The following is a 21,128-nucleotide window of genomic DNA, read 5'->3' as shown; positions in this document are numbered from 1 at the left end:
ACTCAGGTTCTAGAAGGATTGTTGATAGATTGCTGATAAGGTTATCAGCGAGAAAAGTTTATGATTAGTGATTTAGTTGCTGAAGTTCATGATCTAAAGTCTCGTCTGGAATGGGGTCAACCAGCGTTTACAATTATCGATGTGCGCGATCGCCACACTTACAATTACAATCGCATCACAGGCGCAATCCAAATGCCCTTAGATGAATTAGTAAAACGCGCTAAATCTGCACTACACCAAGAACGCCAGATTTATATCTATGGCGACAGCGACACACAAGCCGGCTATGCTGTGCAATTATTACGAGCTGCTGGGTTTAGTAATGCCACTGTGATTAGAGGCGGTATCACAGCCTGGAAAACAGTTGGTGGGGCGACAGAAGGCGTAGCTGCTTAAAATTTCCCCCACTGCGTAAGTCCTACTCTCATCGAAAAATCTCTGCGTACCTCCGCGTTAACTTTGCGTAACTCTGCGTTTAATAATTCATAATTTTTGGTTTAGCAAGTATAAAAAAGCCTCGATTTCTTCAAGTCTCTGCACTTGACCTGACAAAACAAAAAGTCGTTGTGCTTCTTCTAAACAAGGTTGCGCTTCCTGATATCGCTGTAAAATATATAAAGAAAGACCATACTGAAAATGTGCTTCAGCATCATTGCGATTATTCATTACTGCTTGCTGTAAACTGGGAAGTTCAGCCTCACGTCTTTGACGAGTCGTAAATACCCTTTTTCCTATCTCCTTAACTGTGGAAAATATTTTTTTCAATGACATCTTTTGGTCATTTTCTATCATAGGTTCTAAATCAAGAAACTCGCTAATACGAACAACTGTTTGCTGGTGATGACGGAATCTTGAAGCGTAGTAAGAAGGAAATGGTATATACTCGCCAGAGTACATAAATAGAGCTATTCTATAGGTTCTACTACCATCGCGAAACCCCCCTGTTGTTTGTACAGTTACACCACGAATATCACTGATGAGATATTCTGCTTGAGAATTACCTAGTAACCCATAATTTGCTAAAGTTAATTGTCCTAATGTCTTGTCTATCTTGCAAACTACAACTTTCTCTAACAAAAGCCCTAAGATCAAACCCATAGATGTAAATATACCAGCAAATAGATAACCTGATAACCGATTATCATATTCAATTAATAGATTCTGTTTCTGAGTATCTTTGCGGAACACTTCAATTTCTTCTACCCAGTTTTGGACTGTTCCCTGGTCAGAAATATCTATGGAGATAGGAGAAATTTCACCTTCGTTTGTTAATAAGAGTAACCGATAGTTCCGCTCGCTTTTACCTTTGATAGTGTGAATTTTTGTTCCTTGAATATCCTTTAGGGGTAAAACTTGGTGGTCTGATGAAGATAATCCTGTGGTATAACTTTGACAAATTGCTGGTGCAGTAGTGTCACGGCGACAAGTGAAAGTATGTACTTGTGGCCATAAAACTGCTCCTGACAAACCAATACTAGTTAAGATAGCGCCAACAATCCACAGGAGCCAGGGACGTAGGCGCAGAGTCATTTGACTATCGTTTTCGTGAATAATTTTCATATTACGTAGACACTTGTAATCTAAGTTTGTTGTAACCTAGCTTACTCTGACGTAAATAGTGTTGTCCCTTGCTTTGTTCTGCGAAGGAATTTATTTACCAACAAATTATCCAAAATTTTATTGTGGGATAGGCATTCCTACCCCACAAAATAAATAATTTAATTTTTGTCAACTAATCTGTTATTGCCAAAACTTTGGGAAGTTCAGGTTTAAGTAATCTATTCAATATAGATGCAGGAGGCTGATTATGAGGCCAAGCAAAAGCATGACGGAAAGCTGCATTTTGACAGGCTTGTAACTGTTCAAAGTTAATAATGTCGTAAGTCAAAAGGTTTTCGTACTCAAATGGTAGGCGCATATTATGCAGTCCCGCGTTATCAGTACAAATAGCAATATCTACCCCAGCTGCAAAACAACGGTCAAAAACTAATTTCAGTTGACGGATATCCTGTAAAGTACCTGTTTTGAGGTAAGTTGTGGGACAAACTTCTAAACACTGTCCCCGTTTAGCTATATCTGTTAATAACTCTGGAGATAACAAAGGAATTTGGATACCATGACCAATTCGCATCAGGTAGGGTAAGAGTTTGGGGTGACAGCCATCGGTGGTTTCGTAAAGGTGTCCGGTGGTGTTAATGTCATGCGATCGCGCATAATCATACAAGCTGACCCATTCTTCTAGACGTTCTTCATAATAGCGATCGCCACCAGCCACATCAATCCCACAAACGTACTGTTTATTCTGTACCGCTAACTCAATTATCGCCCGATTCACCTCATAAGGTAAACGCGAGTGCATACAGAGAATTTGGCTAGTCACAATGGGATATTCTGGCAAATGACTAGCTTTCCCTACCACCTCCACAATTTCTGCCATCTTGTCAATTCTTTCGGTTTGACTCAGATGTTCAGGTGTGCGTAAGTATGGTGTATAACGCAGTTCTAAATACGCCAAATTTTCAAAGATATAAGCACCGCGCAACAAGCGATAAATAAAGTAGGGTAAAGTTTCTACAGTTTGCACACTTTCCACTAAAGTGTGTAATTCTAGATACTCATCTAAAGTATTGCGGGGACGAGTGTAAAAGTCTTCAAATTCCGAATATTCAGCAAAACGAGTAATTAAATCTGTAGCATGGCGCTCAAAATATCGCCACAACACGCGGGGAACAACGGAACCCCCCAGATGTCTATGTAACTCAGCATATAACGCCATAATGGTATTTTGTAAATATAAAGTTCACTAATTGTAACAAAAGCCATAAATAAAAAAATCTAGAATTTGTAGTAATTTTTGGGTATCAGAAACATAAATTGCCTAAAATTAGTCAATTTAATCATAAACTACCTAAATTTAGGTGATTACTGTTTATTTACAGCGAAATTCATGAAAGCCAAAATACTTTTATGTGGTGTGTTGGGTTTACTTGGCATCAGCAGCCTAATTTTTTACGCAACAACACAGCCCCAGAATTCTATTAAAGCAGAGGTAGCTACTACGCCAAAAAATATCCCTCAAAACCTAGAAACCGCAGTGCGCGAAAAAATGGCGCAGCAATTGCAAATTAACAACAAACTCCTCAAACTAACAAAATCTGAAATAGCTACTTGGGAAGACTGTTTACCTGATAAATCAGGCTTAATTCCGACTCAAACTTGTCCAGCTAAATCCCGTTCTGGCTGGCGTGTAACCATGAGTGGTCAAGGTGAAAATTGGGTTTATTATGTGACTAATAATGGATTTATTACCCTTGATGCCACTGCCAGTTTAAATCAAACTATTCTCTCAGCTTTATCCACAAAATTATCCCTAGAACCCAACAATATTTCTATTGTTGCCGCACAACTAAGCAAAGGTCTTCCGGCCTGTCCTATCAATGCTAATTGCAAAGTCCAGTCAATTTTAGGATGGCGTATTCTTGTAAAAGGTAGAGAGAAACCATTCTTCTTGGGACTTGATAGCCAAGATTTAAATTATGGGAATTTAAGTTTATTTTTGCCCTCAGAAACAGCAGAAATGCCCCGAAATATCGGCGAGAAGGTGTTAGAGGATGTTGTGAGTCGCCATGATAATTTAAATTCTAACCTGCGAGTTGAAAGTATTAAAGCCATAACATGGAATTGGTGTCAGGGTGCAGAGACAGCACCCACAAGACCAGAAATGGGAATTTGTCAAGATATAGAACAAGCAGCTTGGCAAATGATCGTTATTATGGACGCTAATCGCTATGTTTACTATATTCCTAAAAACGCAATTTCAGACCCCAATTTTTCCCCCATACCTGATGGAATGCAGAGTTTACCTAGTTCATTAGTAACTGCCATCAAAAAAGAGGCAGCTAAACGGGCAAAGGTCTCAGAAAATATGACTGGTCTGCACTCGACAACTCCCAAATTTTTTGATGGTTGTTTGAATATTGATAACCAAAACTTAAGTTGTCGCCAGTCAATTCAAGCCGGATGGGGAGTTAATGTTTTTGGCGGTAATGTTCCTAGTGGAAATCCTTCATGGGCAAGTGCTACCCAGAGTTATAATGTGAATCTGGCGGGCAATGATATTCGGTTTTTACAGTCTGGTGTGTGGGTTCCAGTACCTTAAGCTGTGCTGATTAATTTGCACTCTTGTATCTAACCTAACACACCCCTCACCCAACCTCTTACTGCTTTTCTCATCGCCCTTCTCCCCTCGGTGCGATTTTTTTCAATCAATCGGGGTAATTCACGAATTGGTAAACTAGGGAAAACTAAACTTGTTTCTGACTCTAGATATTCCTCATTTTGCAAGAGATTAATCTTCAATTCTCCTGAGTCATAACACCAAACTTCAGGAACACCCAACCGCGCATAAATCGGAAATCGATTTAAAGATTTACTAGTAACATCAATTTCTAATGCTAAATCTGGGGGCGGATCTTGGTTTAAATCTAAATCTAGTCTCCCTCTAATTTCTGCTTCATTTTGGAAATAAAAGCAATTATCTGCTTCTAAACCAGCCATGCGGCTTTCTCGCTTCCAGGTGGTTGAACCATAACTTTCATAGTCTAAATCAAGGGTATCAGCAATATCTTTAACTAAATCACTAATTACTTCTTTATAGTGTTCGTGTTCTGGTAAAGGTGTCATAATTTCCAAGTTACCGTTATCGTAAGCTATTCTGGCTGCACGACTTTCTCCCAAATCTTGCAAAAGGTTTTCAAATTGTTGCCAGCTAATATTGTAAAGTACGACTCTATCGGCGCGATTTTTCACAGCTATCATAATTTTCTGACTCCTGTAAATCAGCAATTAGCCCTACTTAAATATTGGCTCATTTATCAAAACTTTGTTCACAGTTGCAGCAGTAGCGATCGCGCCCTTGTTGTTTGGCCTCGTATAATGCTTGATCTGCATAGGCTATCAGTGTATCTGGCTGCACTTCCAAGGAAGGTATCACTGAAGCAATGCCCAAACTCACGGTCACAATATCCTTAACATTAGACTCTGTGTGGCAAATCTTCAGATCATGAATTACTGCTTGAATTCTCGATGCTACTTTAATCGCTCCTGCTAAATCCGTGTTCGGGAGCAGGATCACAAATTCTTCCCCACCATAACGGGCTACCATGTCCGTGGGACGGCTCACCTCTTGATAACGAATACAATGATAAACTGATTGAGCAATTTTTAATAAGCAATCATCACCTGCTAGATGACCATAATAATCGTTATAACGTTTAAAAACATCAATATCAAATAAAATTAAGGAAAGTGGCTGCTGTTCTTGCGCTAAACGTTGCCATTCACTTTGTAAGCGATTATTAAAACAACGACGGTTAGCTACTTGAGTTAAACCATCTAGATTTGCCAGTAATTCTAATTTATGATTAGCATCTTGCAAAGCTATTTCTGTTTGTTTCCGGGCGGTGATATCACGTGTGGTAATCGCAAAACCATCACCTAACTTAACTGCTACAAAGTGATACCAAGAAGAATTTCCTGATGGATAGTAAAAATCCTGTTCTAGAGGTCGCCCCGTTTCTATAACCTCAATAAAATTATTAAATAGTTCTGGCTGAATTGTATTCAAAAACTTTTTCAGTACCAACTTGCCAATCATATCTTCACGACTGCGTTGAAAGACTTTGGCAATTACAGGGTTAACGACTAAACAACGAAAATCTTCAATATTGCCAGTTTCAGGATTACGAACAGCTTGCAAGGCGGCGATTCCATCAAGGGAACTATTCAAAATACTAGACAACAACGCCCTAGACTGATAAAGAGCCTCTTCTGTATCTCTACGGTAATTAATTTCTTTTTGCAGCAGGTGTTGTTGTCTTTGAATAGTTAACTGATTCTCTAGACGTGCTACTACTTCTTCAATTTGAAAAGGTTTAGTTATGTAGTCTACCCCCCCGGAATTAAAGGCTTTGACTTTATCGAAAACATCATCTAAAGCACTAATAAAAATCACGGGAATATGACATAAATCTTCATCAGCTTTCAGCGCTTGACAAACTTGATAGCCATCCATTTCTGGCATCTTAATATCTAACAGGATAACTTCTGGCCGCTTTACCCTCACTGTTTTTAGTGCCATGCGTCCACTGGTGACGCTACGAACAGTGTAACCAAGTTTGATCAGCAAATCGCTTAGTAATTGTAAATTTTCGGGAATATCATCTACTAAGAGAATGTTACCTTTATTTTCTATGTCAGGTTCGAGATTCATTACTTATCAGGGGTTCGGCTAAGTCAACAAGCTGTTCAAATTCAAATTGGCGAGCAAGTTTTTTTAAAGAATGTATAAAACGAGTTTCTGTTTTAGGAATTTTTTCTATCAGTTCCAAGACTAAGTGAGTATTAGCCTCAAGAGCAGCATCATATAATTGACTAATCCATTCTCCAGACATACAGGTTAGTTGCTGCGATGTCAATGGTATTTCCTCTGAATGGTCTAAATCAAGAGCAGGGTTTTCTGCAAAAATGTATTTTACACCCAAATGTTTGGCAAGTACATCAAAAATTGTATTTTCCCTAAATGGTTTACGAAGGAAATCATCACAACCAGCAGAAAGCACTATGGCTTTCTCTTCTTCTAATACACTGGCAGTTAATGCTATTACTGCTGTAGCATTGCCTTTGGTGGTCGATTTAATCTGTTTTGTCGCCTCATAACCATCCATCACAGGCATCCGCATATCCATAAAAATTAAATGCGGTTCCCACTGATCCCAAATCGTCAATGCTTCTTGACCATTACTAGCTGCTTTCATCTGAAAACCCAATGGTTCTAATAGCTTAATTAGTAATTGCGAATTAATCGGTTTATCATCTACTGTTAATATTTTATATCGAGGTTGACCAAGTACAAGTCCTAAAACTTTGGGAAAGTCTGACAAGCCATTTTTATGGATTTCTTGCCCTAATTTGACTTGAATATAGAATTTGAAAGTTGTGCCTTTTCCTAATTCACTTTCAACGGTAATCTGTCCTCCCATTAACTCTACAAACTTTTGACTAATTACCAAACCTAACCCTGTTCCTTCCTGGGCATCTTTTCCAGATTGTGTTTGCGTAAAAGCCTCAAATATTTGCGGTAATTCTGCCGCAGCAATACCCAATCCTGTATCACGCAATTGAAAATTAATTATGAAAGTATCTGTGGTTTCTTCGCTACTATTATTTATTTTTAAACTAATTCCTCCTTGTTGAGTAAATTTGATGCTGTTACTAATTAAATTAATTAACACCTGTCGAAGTTTCACTTCATCTGTGCAAATATAACGTGGCACATTTTCACTGCGTTGAAATATGAGATTTAAGCCTTGGTTACTGACTCTTAAATCAAACATATCTTCTAAATCATCTAGCAAGCGGTAAAGGTCAAAATCACTGGGGTTAAGGGTAGTTTTCCCTGCCTCGATTTTTGATAAATCCAGAACATTATTTATTAATGTTAATAAATAATCACCACTGCGATAAATGATGCTAGTATTTTCATAATGGTCAGAACTTAGGTTATTAGCACGTAACATCAATTGTGAAAAACCAAGAATAGCATTGAGAGGTGATCGTAATTCATGACTCATATTAGCAATAAAGATGCTTTTGGCTTGATTGGCTGCTTCAGCTTTTTCTTTGGCATTTGCTAGTTCTAAGGTACGTTCTTTAACGGTATGCTCTAAGTTAGCTAGGGTTAATTCTAATTTATTTGTAGCTTGTTGTTTTTCATCAATAATTGCTGATAATATTAATGAAGTTATAGAAAAAACACCAATAAATGATTGTAGTAATAATAATGATTCGTTCTTGGTTTCTTTAACAAATGGACCTAATCTGAGGTTAGTGGCAATAATAGCTGCCGAAGAAACTACTACTACCATCATAATTGAGTATTTTTTACCTAGACTGAAAACAGTGCAAATCAGTAACAGTAATAAAATATATTCGATAGGATAATTTTTTAAAAAAGTTAACCAAAAAATTAAAATTGTCCCGATGGTTACGAAGACTATAATTGAGAATTTAATTTTGTAATTAGCAATACTTCTATTGGGAATTGAATAAATTTTATGAATTAAAAAGGCTGGGGTAAAAATTAAGTGAGTTAACCCACTAGCTATCCATATTGTCAGCCAAGAAATCCAGTAAGTTTCCCAGGGATAAAACCCCGTATAACTGGCGGTAGTAGTAATAATAGTTGCAGATATTATGGGTGAAAAAAATCCTGCTATTACAAAAATAATTGTGCCATTAATACTATTAAATAATTCAGTAATATGACTATATTTTTTGATAACTAATGAGGCTAACAATGGTTGCAAATAATTTCCTAGAATACAGGCAATATTAAGAAAAAGGATGTCATTGAATGATTCTACTGATAAAAATATATGATAAAGTCCTACGATTGAACCAAAAAAAATAGCGGGAAAGATTTTATAACCAAACAGAAGAAATGCGGCTAAAGTCATTCCTGAAGGCAACCAAATTGCTGTAACTCCTCTATTTAAAAGAGCGATACTTTGGCTCAACTGTGCGCCTATTACATAGGAAATTCCCAAGAAAATATTAATTTTAATAATACTTGACGATTCTGATTTAAAATAACGCAAAATATTATGAAATATGTTCATAGGTGTTGCTAATTTTTCTTAAAAATGAGGTTTGCAGAGACTTATTTAAATGATCCTAATCATGCTTGATCAAAGATTCAGATAAATCAACCAGTTTCTCAAATTCAAATTGACGTGCTAGTTTGGTCAGTGCTTGGATCAAATGAGTCTCTATTTTCGGTATTTCTCCTACTAGTTCCAAGACGAGGTTAGTATTAGCCTCAAGCGCAGCTTCATATAATTGACTAATCCATTCTCCAGACATACAAGTTAAATTTTCTGATGTTAATGGGCTTGACTCTACACTCTCTAAATCAAGTGCATGGTTTTCTGCGAAAATGTATTTTACACCTAGATGTTTAGCTAAAGCATCAAAAATTGTATATTCTGCAAATGGTTTGCGGAGAAAGTCATCACAACCTGCTGACAGCACAATGGCTTTTTCTTCTTCTAAAACACTGGCAGTTAGAGCTATCACCGCCGTTGCATTGCCTTTGGTGGTAGATTTAATCTGTTTTGTCGCCTCATAACCATCCATTACAGGCATCCGCATATCCATAAAAATTAAATGCGGTTCCCACTCATCCCAAATTTTCAGCGCTTCTTTGCCATTACTAGCTTCTTTCATCTCAAAACCCAATGGTTTTAGCAGCTTCAGCAATAATTGCCGATTAATAGGTTTATCATCTACTGCGAGGATTTTGTATGTAGGTTGACCAGCCACCAGCCCCAGCACATGAGGACGTTCATTCACATCATTACTATTTATTTCTTGACCTAATTTGGCTTGAATATAAAATTGAAATGTTGTACCTTTTCCTAACTCGCTTTCTACTGAAATATCCCCACCCATTAACTGCACAAATTTCCGACTGATGGCTAAACCTAACCCCGTTCCTTCTTGCATTTCTCTTCCGGCTTCTGCTTGGGTAAAAGCCTCAAATACTTTTGGTAGTTCGGCGGCGGAAATTCCTATTCCTGTATCACTGATACGCATATAGAGATTAAACACATCAATTGTTTCTTGTTCTCCCTGGAAGACATAGAGAGTAACTTGACCGACAGAGGTAAATTTAATAGCATTACTGAGTAAATTGATTAAAACCTGACGCAGTTTTACTTCATCGGTGCAAATATAATGCGGTAAATTTTTACTCCGCTTAAATATTAGTGACAATCCTGTACTACTAGCCCGCAGATGCAGCATATCTTCTAAGTCATCTAGTAAGCGATAGAGATTAAAATCATTAATATTTAACGTTGCTTTCCCAGCTTCAATTTTGGATAAGTCGAGAATATGATTAATCAGTGTGAGTAAGTAGTCGCCACTACGATAAATAATTCCGGCATTTTCATACTGATCTGGCGGAAGATTTTTAGCGCGTAACATCAGTTGCGAAAAGCCAATTACAGCATTGAGGGGCGATCGCAACTCATGACTCATATTGGCAATAAACGCACTTTTCGCCCGGTTGGCGGCTTCGGCTTTGGCTGCTAATTCCTGGGCTTTAGCTTCACTTTCTTGTAAATCTTTCGTTCGCTCAAAAACTCGTTGTTCTAATTCTGCATTAATTGTTTGAAGATTTAACCGATACTTATGGTTTTCTGTGACAATAGCTAACATCACCATAGTAGTCACAGATATTACACCCATAAACACTTGTAACAAAACAATTGAATTACTTCTTAAAGCGGCGTTATAAAATATTCCTAAGCCATAACTCGTAGCAACAACAGCCACGGTAGATACAAGTGCAACTAATACAGTGGTGATTTTATCACCAAAGCGAAAAGCAGACCAAAATAACGGCGGTAATAGTAAATACTCTAAAGGTTGTGTTTGAATAAAAGTAAAATAGCTAACTATACATAAAATAATTACTGTCGCTGATATTTCCCATTTTAGAGAATTTTTAAATTCAAATTCCGGTCTTTTTTTGGCTAAAGTTAAAATAGGTGGAGCAAATACTAAAATCCCTATGGCATCACCCACCCACCAACTTAAGGACAGTTCTAAATATTTATTACAAGGTTGATAACCAGCTAAACAAACTATAGCTGCACCGGATAAAGATTGAAAAATAGTGCCAGTAACCAAAATACAAAATGAAAAAAGTACTACATTTTTGACTTTGTTAAAAGGATAATTAGATCGAGATAGTAGAAGGATTAGCTTCACAGAAATGAGTGAGCCAATAGTAGTAAATATAGCTTGCAAAATAGCTAAAGGTATCATTTGAAAGCCAATATTATTAGCTAATGTTGCTCCTAATAAGACCCCAAACCAACGCGATCGCCCCCAAAGCAACAAAAAGCCAACAGCAAAACCCGTACCTGGCCAAACAGGAGTACCAAAAGCTGGAACTGACATTGTTTTCAATACCAGCCAAGAAACGCTATAGTAACTGATGGCAATAATTAAGACATGAAACCACCAACGAGGATTTTGATAGTCAATACCGAGACGTTGAAAAATTCGGGTGTTTTTCATAAGAAATAGGCAACCGATTGCAGAAGCTTGGAGTCCAGAGATGGGTGATATATAATACCATTTCTCTAAAAGTTAAATACAAACAATTTGCCCTCTGTTCGTTGGAAATTAATTTACACTCCCTGCCCCCTGCCCAATTACTTGACAAGAGTCATACAATCTGGTAAAAATTGTAATTTGTGGAAACTTTACCCTTTGAGATAATCTCTTGGCTAACGTAATTGTCATAGGTGCCCAGTGGGGCGATGAAGGAAAAGGTAAAATAACAGATTTACTCAGCCGCTCCGCAGATGTGGTGGTACGTTACCAAGGGGGAGTGAACGCTGGACATACCATAGTAGTTGACGGCCAGACGTTTAAGCTGCACTTAATCCCCTCTGGTATTCTGTATCCCAATACTGAGTGTATTATTGGCTGTGGAACAGTCATAGATCCACAGGTATTAATAGCAGAACTTGATCAACTAGAAGAATTAAATATTTCTACTGCCAAGCTGTTAATATCTGAAACAGCCCATGTCACGATGCCTTATCATCGATTGATTGACAAGGCTTCAGAGGAGCGACGCGGAAGTTATAAAATCGGCACGACAGGTAGAGGCATTGGCCCCACCTATGCGGATAAATCAGAGCGTACAGGCATCAGAATTTTAGACTTGATCGACCCGGAAGCGCTACGTGAGAAGTTAGAATGGACGATTAATTATAAAAACACAATTTTAGAAAAACTTTACAACCTACCGCCTTTAAATCCCCAAGAAGTAATTGAGCAATATCTTGGTTACGCTGAACGCTTGCGGCCTTACGTGGTTGATACATCATTAAAAATATATGATTCCATCCTCAAGAAGCGCAATATCCTGTTTGAAGGCGCACAAGGTACGCTTCTTGACTTAGATCATGGTACTTACCCCTATGTCACCTCTTCTAACCCGGTAGCGGGTGGGGCTTGCGTTGGCACGGGTCTAGGACCGACAATGATTGATCGGGTGATTGGGGTGTCAAAAGCCTACACTACGAGAGTAGGAGAGGGACCTTTTCCCACCGAATTGCATGGAAAAGTGGGAGAATTATTGTGCGATCGCGGGGCGGAATTTGGCACAACGACAGGACGCAAGCGGCGCTGTGGCTGGTTTGATGCCGTCATTGGTCGCTATGCAGTGCGAATTAATGGTATGGACTGTATGGCCATTACCAAACTCGATGTTCTCGACGAACTAGAGGAAATTCAAGTCTGTGTCGCCTACGAAATCGATGGCGATCGCTGCGAACACTTCCCCACTAGTTCCCGTCGCTTTGCTCAATGTCGCCCGATTTACAAAACCCTCCCAGGATGGCAGGTATCGACGAGTGAATGTCGTACCCTGGAAGACTTGCCACAGCAAGCACTAGACTACTTGAAATTCTTAGCCGAATTGATGGAAGTCCCCATTGCGATCGTCTCTTTAGGAGCTAGTCGCGATCAAACGATCATCGTTGAAGACCCAATTCACGGGCCAAAACGTGCCTTATTGCATCCTGACGGTACACCCGCCTCTTTGCTAAGTGCTTAGATGAATCAGACGCGATTCATCGCGTCTCTACAAGGATCTGCTGACAACTGACAACTGATAACTGATAACTGATAACTGATAACTTGTATGGCTATTACAGTCGAATCTCAAAAGCGACCAGAAGGTAGTAAACCAAATGCTTTACGCCGTTCTGGTCTTATCCCTGCCAATTTGTACGGACACAAAGGTGCAGAATCAATTTCTCTCGTAGTTAATGCCAAAACCATTGAGCGTCTGCTCAAACAAGCTACTGTTAACAAAACAGAAATTGAACTGAGTATCCCTGAACTTGAGTGGAACGGTAAAACTGTACTCAGAGAAGTTCAATCCCATCCAGCTAAGGGTTTTATCTATCACGTCAGCTTTTTTGCATCTTCTCAAGACTAATCCAGATGCTGAATTTGTCTTTCTCGCAACTTAAAAATTTGTGATAATTGTTGATTATACCAGGGGTTAAACCCTGGTTTTTTGTTACAAGCGTCAGACGATGGGGTTTATGAGTTTGTCTCTAACCTTGTACAATGCGTGAATCCTGCGGGATTTATTTCAAATTTTTGTAAGTACCCAATCCACAGTTTTTATGACAGAAGTAAATCTTCCAGTTTTAATTCAGCAGATGTTACAGCCGGGATTTTATCCTCATGCAGTTACAGAACCAATTCAACTGATTCAAACTCATATTTCCTATGTCCTACTTACAGGAGATTACGCCTATAAGCTGAAAAAACCAGTAAATTTTGGCTTTTTGGATTTTTCTACCTTAGAAAAACGCAAACATTTTTGTCACGAAGAATTGCGCTTGAATCAACGCGGTGCGGCTGAACTTTATCTGGAAGTCTTGCCTGTGACTATGGTGGATGAGCAACATCATCTAGGGGGAACAGGAAAGGCTGTAGAATATGCGCTGAAAATGCGCCAGTTTCCCCAGGAGTTGCTGTTTAGTACATTATTTGAGCAAGGTAAGTTAAATGAGACTCACCTGGAGGATTTGGGGAGGGTTGTGGCTGAATACCACGCAAAATCTGCAACTGATGATTATATTCGCAGTTTTGGGGAAGTGCCGCAGGTGCGGGCTGCAATTGATGAGAATTACCAACAAACTGAAAAGTATGTTGGTGGACCTCAAACACAGAAACATTTTCAGGAAACAAAGCAATATACAGATAATTTTTTTCTAGAACGTCCAGAACTATTTAGCAGCAGAGTTGAAAATAACTATATTCGCGAATGTCACGGTGATTTACACCTGAGAAATATTGCTCTGTGGAATGACAAAATTACCCTGTTTGACTGCATTGAGTTTAATGAGCCGTTTCGCTTTGTCGATGTCATGTATGATGTGGCGTTTACGGTGATGGATTTAGAGGCGCGACACAGCCCCGATTTGGCTAATGCGTTTTTGAATACTTACGTTGAGCAAACTGGCGATTGGGAAGGATTGCAGGTATTACCTTTGTATTTAAGCCGTCAGGCTTATGTTAGGGCTAAGGTGACTTCATTTCTGTTAGATGACCCCGGTGTGCCAGCGACAGCCAAGGAAGAGGCGACAAAAACGGCAGCAGAATATTACACACAGGCGTGGGAGTACACTAAACCTCAACAAGGAAAACTAATTTTAATGTCTGGGGTGTCGGGTTCTGGCAAGTCTACAACTGCAAAATATTTAGCCCGTCAACTACAAGCCATTCAGATTCGCTCAGATGCGGTGCGGAAACATTTGGGGGGAATTTCTCTTTGGGAACGTGGTGGGGATGATTTATACACCCCTGAGATGACCCAAAAAACTTATGCCCAATTGCTGGATTTGGGAATTATGCTGGCGAAGCAAGGTTTTAATGTAATTTTAGATGCGAAGTATGATAAAGAACATCTGCGACAAGAGGCGATCGCTCAAGCAGATAAATACCAACTTCCCCTACAAATCATTTACTGCACAGCACCTTTAGAAGTTGTACAAGAGCGCCTGGCTAAACGCACTGGTGATATTGCTGATGCTACAGTTGATTTATTAACATCGCAACTTCAGCAAGCCGAAGCATTTACCGCCGCCGAAAAACCCTATGTGCAGATTTGGGATACAACTCAACCACCACAGACACAATTAAAATAAGTACTTGATTTCTCGTATTGATTATCTCATGGCATCAAACAATCAAGGTTTACCCCCCATCTCGCCAGAATTCTTTTCTCAACTGATATTTGGGGGATTTTTAATATTTATATTGCTCTTGGCAGGATTTTCACCACCCCTGAGTATCTTCCTCGGCATTATTGCAGGTTTCGTTTTAGGTTGGTTCACAAATTCCAGTAAAAATAGCCCCCAGGACACGACTGTAGCCTCATCTGATGGTATCGACGCAGGACTAAAATACTGGTTATTTTTTCTGTTAGGCTTCTCATTTTTGGGATATTCTGCACCTATAAGTATCTTGATGGGTGGAATTGCGGCTATCGGTGGCGGCTGGATTACTGCTTGGTGGGGAAGTAAGGAAGCAACGCAAACTCAGCTACCACTGGAGGCTTTAGAGGTGGATACAAATCAAAGTCCTAGAGAAAGGGTCACTAAACAGCAACGCAGAAAGCTTACCCGTCGTTATCGTCGGCCTTCTGGAAGTTTTAATTTTAGGTTTTGGGAAAGATGAGGATAATTCGTAGTTCGTAGTTCGTAATTCGTAATTCGTAATTCGTAATTCGTAGTTCGTAATTCGTAATTCGTAATTCGTAATTACAGCAAAAACCTGATACTGAATATGTTTTTATATCTTTCTAAGTTACTACCACTATTTTTTTATCCTCTGGGACTAATGAGTATTAGTTTGATAGTGGCATTGGTAACTTTATGGAAACGACCACGCATAGCAGCGATCGCTATTTCTTCGGCTTTAACTTTATTGCTGGTTTGCAGTAATGGTTGGGTGGCGAAATCTTTGGTGCGATCGCTAGAATGGCAATATCTCCCTCCTCAGCCAGTACCAAATGCAGAAGCCATTGTCGTTTTAGGTGGTGCAACTAAATCAGCTTATCCTCCGAGGCCTACTGTGGATTTAAGTGAAACAGGCGATCGCGTCATTTATGCGGCTCAATTATATCGCCAAAACAAAGCCCCAATCATTATTCTCAGTGGTGGTAGGATTGATTGGCGCGGTGGTGGTGAGTCAGAATCGGCAGATATGGCAAATGTGCTGACATCTATTGGTATCCCCTCTGAGGTAATTGTTGAGGAACCCGACTCTCTGAATACTTATCAAAATGCGGTCAATGTTAAGAAGATTTTAGTATCTCGTGGCATTGATAAAGTATTATTAGTGACTTCGGCAATGCATATGCCGCGATCTCTGAAAATTTTCCAGCGTCAAGGTATAAATGCCATTGCTGCACCTACAGATTTTCTCGTCAGTCAAGGTGAACTGCAAGAACTCAGCAGCACTCCCAAAGCCGCTATCCTCAATTTATTACCTGACACCAGTAACCTACAGCAATTTACTAGCGCCCTCAAAGAATATATTGGTAGTCTTGTATATAGCTGGCGCGGTTGGTTGTGAACAGACGCGATAAATTGAAGATAATTTGATTAAATAGCTCAGAAATATTAAGAGAATGTCTAAAAATTTACCTTATATTATGCCGTCGCCTCAATTTCAAGTTGAGGAAGGTTTTGCGAATTACCACACAACTCACCAATTCTACCAAGAAGTTCATACACGCTCGGAGTTTGAGAATTATTGCGAGTGGTATGAAATAACGGCAGAACAGCATCGCCAGGATTTTGAAAAAATGCGCGGCGAATTAAATATTTTCCAGTGGTTTCGCCGCACGTGAGTGATTTAAATGATTTCTAACTCATTCTCACGTAAATGAGCTTTAAACTTTTTCGTAAACCTGACTAAAATTGGCAGATTAGCGCTGACGGGTCTACCTTGCCATTCAGTAGCAATACCTATGACTTCGCCTTCTGTACCTTTGATATCAAAAGCCTGACCGCGATGTTCAGGGTCATGATACACTACTACCGACTCTTTAACACGGACGCGATCGCCAACTTTCATAACAACATTTATATCTTGCTTTTGCTGTTCCACAAGCATCTCCACCTGCATTCCTCACTGAACTGCTTTTTTGAAAAATCAACTGTTGATAACAGTCAATTTTAAGCTCCTATCGGGACAGAAGCTCTGTTTTACGCCTTTTGTAACTGATATACAAACAAAGCCTGCCTACGCAGGCTTTAACAGTTATTAGTTATCAGTTAAGAGACATAATTGGGTTTAAGTCCCCCACTTTATGCCTTGATAACTGTTCACTGTTCACTGTTCACTGATTTAATAGTGGTTATTCAGTGACATTCGGATAGTTTAAAACCCGCTTTGGTTTTGCTGTGCGCTTTAACGACAAATCTAATTCTACAACAAATAGTCATTGGTCACTGGTGATTTGTCATTTGTCGTTTGTCTACTCTGCTTTGAAAAACTTATTTTTGGGGACATATTGGTTGCATTACTTGAGGAAGTTGCCTACATATCTGTTGAAATCCTTGAGGATTAAGTTGCCATAAAGCAAATAATCCCAGACTTGTACCCCCCACCAAGACGGCCAATAATGTCCCAACTAGCACCACAGGCTTACGCGGAGTTGGTTTTTTGACTGGAGTAGGGATGGGTGAATCTGGCAAATTATCCAATGTCAGATCCAAATCCAGTAGTGCTTGGGAACTTTCCGCAAAAGAATATTCGGGTTCTTCTAGTTCTTCTGGTTCCTCTGATTCCTCTAGTTCTGCTGGTTCCTCTAGTTCCTCTGATTCCTCTAGTTCTTCAGTTTTGAGAATTCCTCCTGGCAAAGATGATTCAGTAACTGGCACTAGATATCCTTTGGATACTCGACAAAGAGTCATCACAATAGAGGTATTATCATGACCATTTTTCTCATTTGCTAAATTAATCCAATTGTTAACAGCATCTTCAACTGAAATTTCACCTGCTAACACGGGAATTACATAATCCTGCCAGGATTTTTCTACCAAGTTATGATCACTTAAACCATCCGAACACAGTAGCAATACACCGTCTTCTTCCAAGATTAAGCGTTGAATTGCAATGTGTAGGAATTCAGCATCTTTTGTCCCCAATGCTTGGGTGAGGGCAGTTGCATCTATTCTCTCCAGTGCGGGACGATAAAGACTCCTCGCAGAACGGACTTCTCGCGTCGCCACAATATCATCCACTGTTAGTAGCTGGCAAGAATCGCTAGTTATCCAATAAGCACGACTATCGCCAATATTAGCTAAATAAAGTTCATGGGCGTTATCTAATTGCCTCCCAGAGGTCGTTGGCGTTGGCATTCGTTGTGGCACTTGTATAGCCATCACAAGGGTTGTAGCCATGCGTTCTCTACCTTGGCGTTTCTGTTCGTCATTACAAGCACAGATAACATTATTCACGACCCGCAAGCTGGCTTCTATTTGTGACTGCAATAAATCAGGCGGAACGATTTCAGTTTGTTCTCCTACTTCCGTTAATAAGGCACGCATTTGCAGTTTTAGGGACTGTACAGCCAATTGACTGGCAACCTCTCCGCCTTGATGTCCACCAATGCCATCACAAACAATCGCCAATCGTGGCAGTATGGGGTCATCTAACCCACTGCTAGTCATGGGGTAGCAATTGTCTTCATTGTGCCGCAATTCCGGCCCAATATCGGTTGCTCCTGCCACCTTCAGATTTAATGGTAATTCTGCCGCCGATGCCAGTAATAAGGCATTAAGTTGAGTAGAAATAGTTTCTAACTCCGCCTCAGTGCTACACATCTGTTGCACAATATTTTCTAATTCTGGAGATAGTGGGGTATTTAAAGATGCCATCCAAGGCTGCCAAAATTGACCCAAATCCTGTAAAGTCGGTTTTTGAGTAGCTGTTGTTTGGTGAAGTTCCAACAGTCGCACACACCAACCGTGCGATCGCACATTATCTGGTATCAGTAAACTATGGGCAACTCCTAACTCAGATAAAGGTTTCCACAGTTGGAGAATTTGCCATAGCCAGTAAACTTGTCTCACCGCAGTTGCTTGTTCCCATCCCTGGGCAATGCTGGGGTAGAGATTTCCTGTCTCATCTATCGGCACATTTTCCAGCAAGAGGATATCATCTGCACCCGCTTCTTCGGTGTGAACCAAACCATACACCTCCGGCAGGTGTAACCGTTCTTGGTATAGCCGTAAGTAAGGCATAACGGCTGTTGGTAACTCTTCAGGCACTGTGGGCGGTAAACCCGGCTGAGTGTCTAGCCAAACCTGTTGTGTAATTACCTCATACCTATCTAGCACTTTAGTTCCAGGTGAAATAGCGGCTGAGAAGGAACCACTAGCCCAGAGATAGCGGTGAACTAAAGGCGTTTGGCAACTTCCACAAACACTTTCCCCCGCAGGATTCATGGGGTTAGTACAGTCTGGATTAACGCAATAAATTATTCGCTGTGTCGAAATCATGACAGTATAAAGTCAAAAAATAAACCAACTTGTGAATTTCGATTAAATTTAAGTTTCAAAGACTTGAACGCTAGAATAGACTGGATTTATGTACCCATGACTACAGCTTGTTACTGAAATTAATCAAACATGATCCTAAAAATATCAAGTTTTGCTTTCTGTCAACAGTTACAGTCTAGGTATATCTAATCTCACAAATACATTTACGTAAATGTGGAGTCTAGGATGGCGCTATGCCTATGCCAAGTTATACCTTAATCTGGCTCCTGGCAGGATCTGTTCTGTGTTTAATGGAACTTTTCTTACCATCGGCTTTTGTCGAATTCATGATGGGAATTAGTGCCTTTCTCGTGGCGCTACTGTCTCTAGTGGGTTTGGGGAATTTATGGCTACAAGTTGCGGCTTGGTTACTGCTTTCCACTGTTCTGATTGTGCTTTCTCGGCGGTTTTTGCAACCGCGCCGACGCAAATCGAAAATGCCGGCTACAGTTGTAGCCGAAACCTTAACGGAAATTCCGGCTGGGGAAACCGGACGGGTACTATATGAGGGAAATTCTTGGCGCGCACAATGTGACGATGAACAACTCAGCGTAGCACCCAATCAAAGGGTTTATGTAGTCAGAAGAGAAGGCACTACCTTGATTGTGATGCCTGATTATCTATTGCGTTGAGTGCGCGCTTGTAGAGACGCGATTCATCGCGTCTGGGAAGAGGAACGTTCGCGTAGCGTGCGCGAAGCGCATACCGCATAAAGCCTTCGGCATAGCTAGAGCCTCCGGCACGCTAACGCGAACGCTTACCGCGCAGCGTATGCCCCCAGGGCTTTAGGACACAAAGTACACAAAGAAGGAAGGAAGAAAGGAAGAGAATTCGGCGCTTCTTGACAAATAAATGGGATGAGAAATTAGGAGAGTAAATAAATGAATGAATTTTTGTTACTCATCTTCTTGGCGCTTGGTGGTTCTGCTGTTGCAGGGTCTGTGAAAGTTGTCAATCAAGGTAATGAAGTTTTAGTAGAAAGATTGGGTAGCTATAACCAAAAGCTGGAACCAGGGCTGAATTTTGTCATCCCTTTTTTAGATAAAATCGTCTACCAACAAACTATCCGTGAAAAGGTCTTAGATATTCCTCCCCAAAAATGTATTACCCGCGATAATGTGGGCATTGAAGTAGATGCGGTGGTTTATTGGCGAATTGTGGATATGGAAAAAGCCTGGTATAAGGTAGAAAATCTCCATGCAGCCATGACAAACTTGGTTTTAACTCAAATTCGCTCGGAAATGGGACAATTGGAGTTAGATAAATCCTTTACGGCTCGTTCTCAAATCAATGACATCTTATTGCGCGAGTTAGATATTGCTACTGACCCTTGGGGTGTGAAAATTACACGGGTGGAATTGCGAGATATTGTCCCATCCCAGACAGTACGAGAGTCAATGGAGTTGCAAATGGCAGCAGAACGGCGCAGACGGGCAGCAATTCTGACTTCTGAGGGTGAACGGGAATCTGCTGTTAATAGCGCTAGGGGTAAGGCTGAGGCGCAAATTTTGGACGCTGAAGCTCGGCAAAAATCCACGATTCTCCATGCAGAAGCGCAACAAAAATCTATTGTGTTACAAGCTCAAGCTGAACGCCAGCAACAGGTTCTCAAGGCGCAAGCAACATCAGAAGCACTCCAAATTATCACTAAAACTCTGAATAGTGAACCAGGCGCACAAGAAGCGTTACAGTTTTTACTGGCACAAAATTATTTGGAAATGGGTACAAAGATTGGCAGTAGTGATAGCAGTAAGGTGATGTTTATGGACCCCCGCAGTATTCCTGCGACTTTGGAAGGGATGCGTTCTATTGTTTCTGATGCTTCTGCTAACCCTTTATTTGGTGGTGAGATACCAAGAGTTAAGGATAATCATGCTAGCTAAGAAGACGTGTTAAAAGTTAAAATTTTGC

Annotated in this window: 18 protein-coding genes; 10 read left to right on the top strand and 8 right to left on the bottom strand. The window is 40.1% G+C overall.

Features of this window, described 5'->3' with window-relative positions; genetic code table 11:
- Positions 1 to 60 precede the first annotated feature (60 nt).
- Complete coding sequence (locus ACM0OW_RS12005; protein ID WP_414550319.1) at positions 61 to 396, top strand: rhodanese-like domain-containing protein; 336 nt, start codon at positions 61 to 63, stop codon at positions 394 to 396.
- An 87-nt stretch (positions 397 to 483) separates the two neighbouring features.
- Here ACM0OW_RS12005 and ACM0OW_RS12000 read toward each other — a convergent pair whose 3' ends face one another.
- On the bottom strand, positions 484 to 1,560 hold the full coding sequence (locus ACM0OW_RS12000; protein WP_414550318.1) for a tetratricopeptide repeat protein: 1,077 nt from the start codon (positions 1,558 to 1,560) through the stop codon (positions 484 to 486).
- A 172-nt stretch (positions 1,561 to 1,732) separates the two neighbouring features.
- Positions 1,733 to 2,776: an adenosine deaminase gene (locus ACM0OW_RS11995; protein WP_414550317.1), complete on the bottom strand. Its 1,044-nt coding sequence runs from the start codon at positions 2,774 to 2,776 to the stop codon at positions 1,733 to 1,735.
- Between the two features lie 171 nt (positions 2,777 to 2,947).
- Between ACM0OW_RS11995 and ACM0OW_RS11990 the strand changes: the two genes are divergently transcribed.
- Positions 2,948 to 4,159, top strand: a complete 1,212-nt coding sequence (locus ACM0OW_RS11990; RefSeq protein ID WP_414550316.1) for a hypothetical protein — start codon at positions 2,948 to 2,950, stop codon at positions 4,157 to 4,159.
- 29 nt (positions 4,160 to 4,188) lie between these two features.
- Here the strand turns inward: ACM0OW_RS11990 and ACM0OW_RS11985 are convergent, their stop codons facing one another.
- From ACM0OW_RS11985 to ACM0OW_RS11970, 4 genes are read right to left on the bottom strand one after another with little or no spacing between them, the layout of a single operon-like run.
- On the bottom strand, positions 4,189 to 4,818 hold the full coding sequence (locus ACM0OW_RS11985; protein WP_414550315.1) for a Uma2 family endonuclease: 630 nt from the start codon (positions 4,816 to 4,818) through the stop codon (positions 4,189 to 4,191).
- 49 nt (positions 4,819 to 4,867) lie between these two features.
- The gene (locus ACM0OW_RS11980; RefSeq protein WP_414550314.1) at positions 4,868 to 6,271 is read right to left on the bottom strand and encodes a diguanylate cyclase domain-containing protein; all 1,404 of its coding nucleotides are present in this window, start codon (positions 6,269 to 6,271) and stop codon (positions 4,868 to 4,870) included.
- On the bottom strand, positions 6,255 to 8,678 hold the full coding sequence (locus ACM0OW_RS11975; protein WP_414550313.1) for an MASE1 domain-containing protein: 2,424 nt from the start codon (positions 8,676 to 8,678) through the stop codon (positions 6,255 to 6,257). The genes ACM0OW_RS11980 and ACM0OW_RS11975 overlap by 17 nt, the downstream gene beginning before the upstream one ends.
- A 55-nt stretch (positions 8,679 to 8,733) precedes the next feature.
- Positions 8,734 to 11,148 carry an MASE1 domain-containing protein gene (locus tag ACM0OW_RS11970; RefSeq protein WP_414550312.1) on the bottom strand — a complete coding sequence of 805 codons (2,415 nt, stop codon included), beginning with the start codon at positions 11,146 to 11,148 and terminating at the stop codon, positions 8,734 to 8,736.
- A gap of 208 nt (positions 11,149 to 11,356) precedes the next feature.
- On the opposite strand from ACM0OW_RS11970, the gene ACM0OW_RS11965 reads away from it, so the two are divergent.
- The 6 genes from ACM0OW_RS11965 to ACM0OW_RS11940 all read left to right on the top strand — a co-directional run bounded on the left by ACM0OW_RS11965 (position 11,357) and on the right by ACM0OW_RS11940 (position 16,519).
- Positions 11,357 to 12,700 carry an adenylosuccinate synthase gene (locus ACM0OW_RS11965; RefSeq protein WP_414550311.1) on the top strand — a complete coding sequence of 448 codons (1,344 nt, stop codon included), beginning with the start codon at positions 11,357 to 11,359 and terminating at the stop codon, positions 12,698 to 12,700.
- Positions 12,701 to 12,787: 87 nt separating this feature from the next.
- Entirely contained in the window at positions 12,788 to 13,087 is a 300-nt protein-coding gene (gene rplY, locus ACM0OW_RS11960) for a 50S ribosomal protein L25 (protein WP_414550310.1), read from the top strand.
- A gap of 193 nt (positions 13,088 to 13,280) precedes the next feature.
- Positions 13,281 to 14,810, top strand: a complete 1,530-nt coding sequence (locus ACM0OW_RS11955; protein WP_414550309.1) for an AAA family ATPase — start codon at positions 13,281 to 13,283, stop codon at positions 14,808 to 14,810.
- A 28-nt stretch (positions 14,811 to 14,838) separates the two neighbouring features.
- Positions 14,839 to 15,342 carry a hypothetical protein gene (locus ACM0OW_RS11950; protein WP_414550308.1) on the top strand — a complete coding sequence of 168 codons (504 nt, stop codon included), beginning with the start codon at positions 14,839 to 14,841 and terminating at the stop codon, positions 15,340 to 15,342.
- A 108-nt stretch (positions 15,343 to 15,450) separates the two neighbouring features.
- Complete coding sequence (locus ACM0OW_RS11945; protein WP_414550307.1) at positions 15,451 to 16,242, top strand: YdcF family protein; 792 nt, start codon at positions 15,451 to 15,453, stop codon at positions 16,240 to 16,242.
- A 55-nt stretch (positions 16,243 to 16,297) separates the two neighbouring features.
- Positions 16,298 to 16,519, top strand: coding sequence for a hypothetical protein (locus ACM0OW_RS11940; protein ID WP_414550306.1), 222 nt, complete (start codon positions 16,298 to 16,300; stop codon positions 16,517 to 16,519).
- Positions 16,520 to 16,524: 5 nt separating this feature from the next.
- Here ACM0OW_RS11940 and ACM0OW_RS11935 read toward each other — a convergent pair whose 3' ends face one another.
- Together ACM0OW_RS11935 and ACM0OW_RS11930 are read right to left on the bottom strand one after the other, a co-directional pair.
- A complete protein-coding gene (locus tag ACM0OW_RS11935) occupies positions 16,525 to 16,797 on the bottom strand; it encodes a ferredoxin-thioredoxin reductase variable chain (protein ID WP_414550305.1) in 273 nt (90 codons plus the stop codon).
- Between the two features lie 371 nt (positions 16,798 to 17,168).
- On the bottom strand, positions 17,169 to 19,178 hold the full coding sequence (locus ACM0OW_RS11930) for a protein phosphatase 2C domain-containing protein (RefSeq protein ID WP_414550304.1): 2,010 nt from the start codon (positions 19,176 to 19,178) through the stop codon (positions 17,169 to 17,171).
- 239 nt (positions 19,179 to 19,417) lie between these two features.
- On the opposite strand from ACM0OW_RS11930, the gene ACM0OW_RS11925 reads away from it, so the two are divergent.
- Together ACM0OW_RS11925 and ACM0OW_RS11920 are read left to right on the top strand one after the other, a co-directional pair.
- Positions 19,418 to 19,849 carry an NfeD family protein gene (locus tag ACM0OW_RS11925; RefSeq protein ID WP_414550303.1) on the top strand — a complete coding sequence of 144 codons (432 nt, stop codon included), beginning with the start codon at positions 19,418 to 19,420 and terminating at the stop codon, positions 19,847 to 19,849.
- Between the two features lie 249 nt (positions 19,850 to 20,098).
- Positions 20,099 to 21,100, top strand: a complete 1,002-nt coding sequence (locus tag ACM0OW_RS11920) for an SPFH domain-containing protein (protein WP_414550302.1) — start codon at positions 20,099 to 20,101, stop codon at positions 21,098 to 21,100.
- Positions 21,101 to 21,128: the final 28 nt, after the last annotated feature.

The sequence above is a fragment of the Anabaena sp. CCY 0017 genome, from assembly GCF_963920885.1.
In the GTDB taxonomy this organism is placed as follows: domain Bacteria; phylum Cyanobacteriota; class Cyanobacteriia; order Cyanobacteriales; family Nostocaceae; genus Nodularia.
Note: the sequence above shows the minus strand (reverse complement) of the source record. Positions and strands in the feature narration are given on the sequence as shown.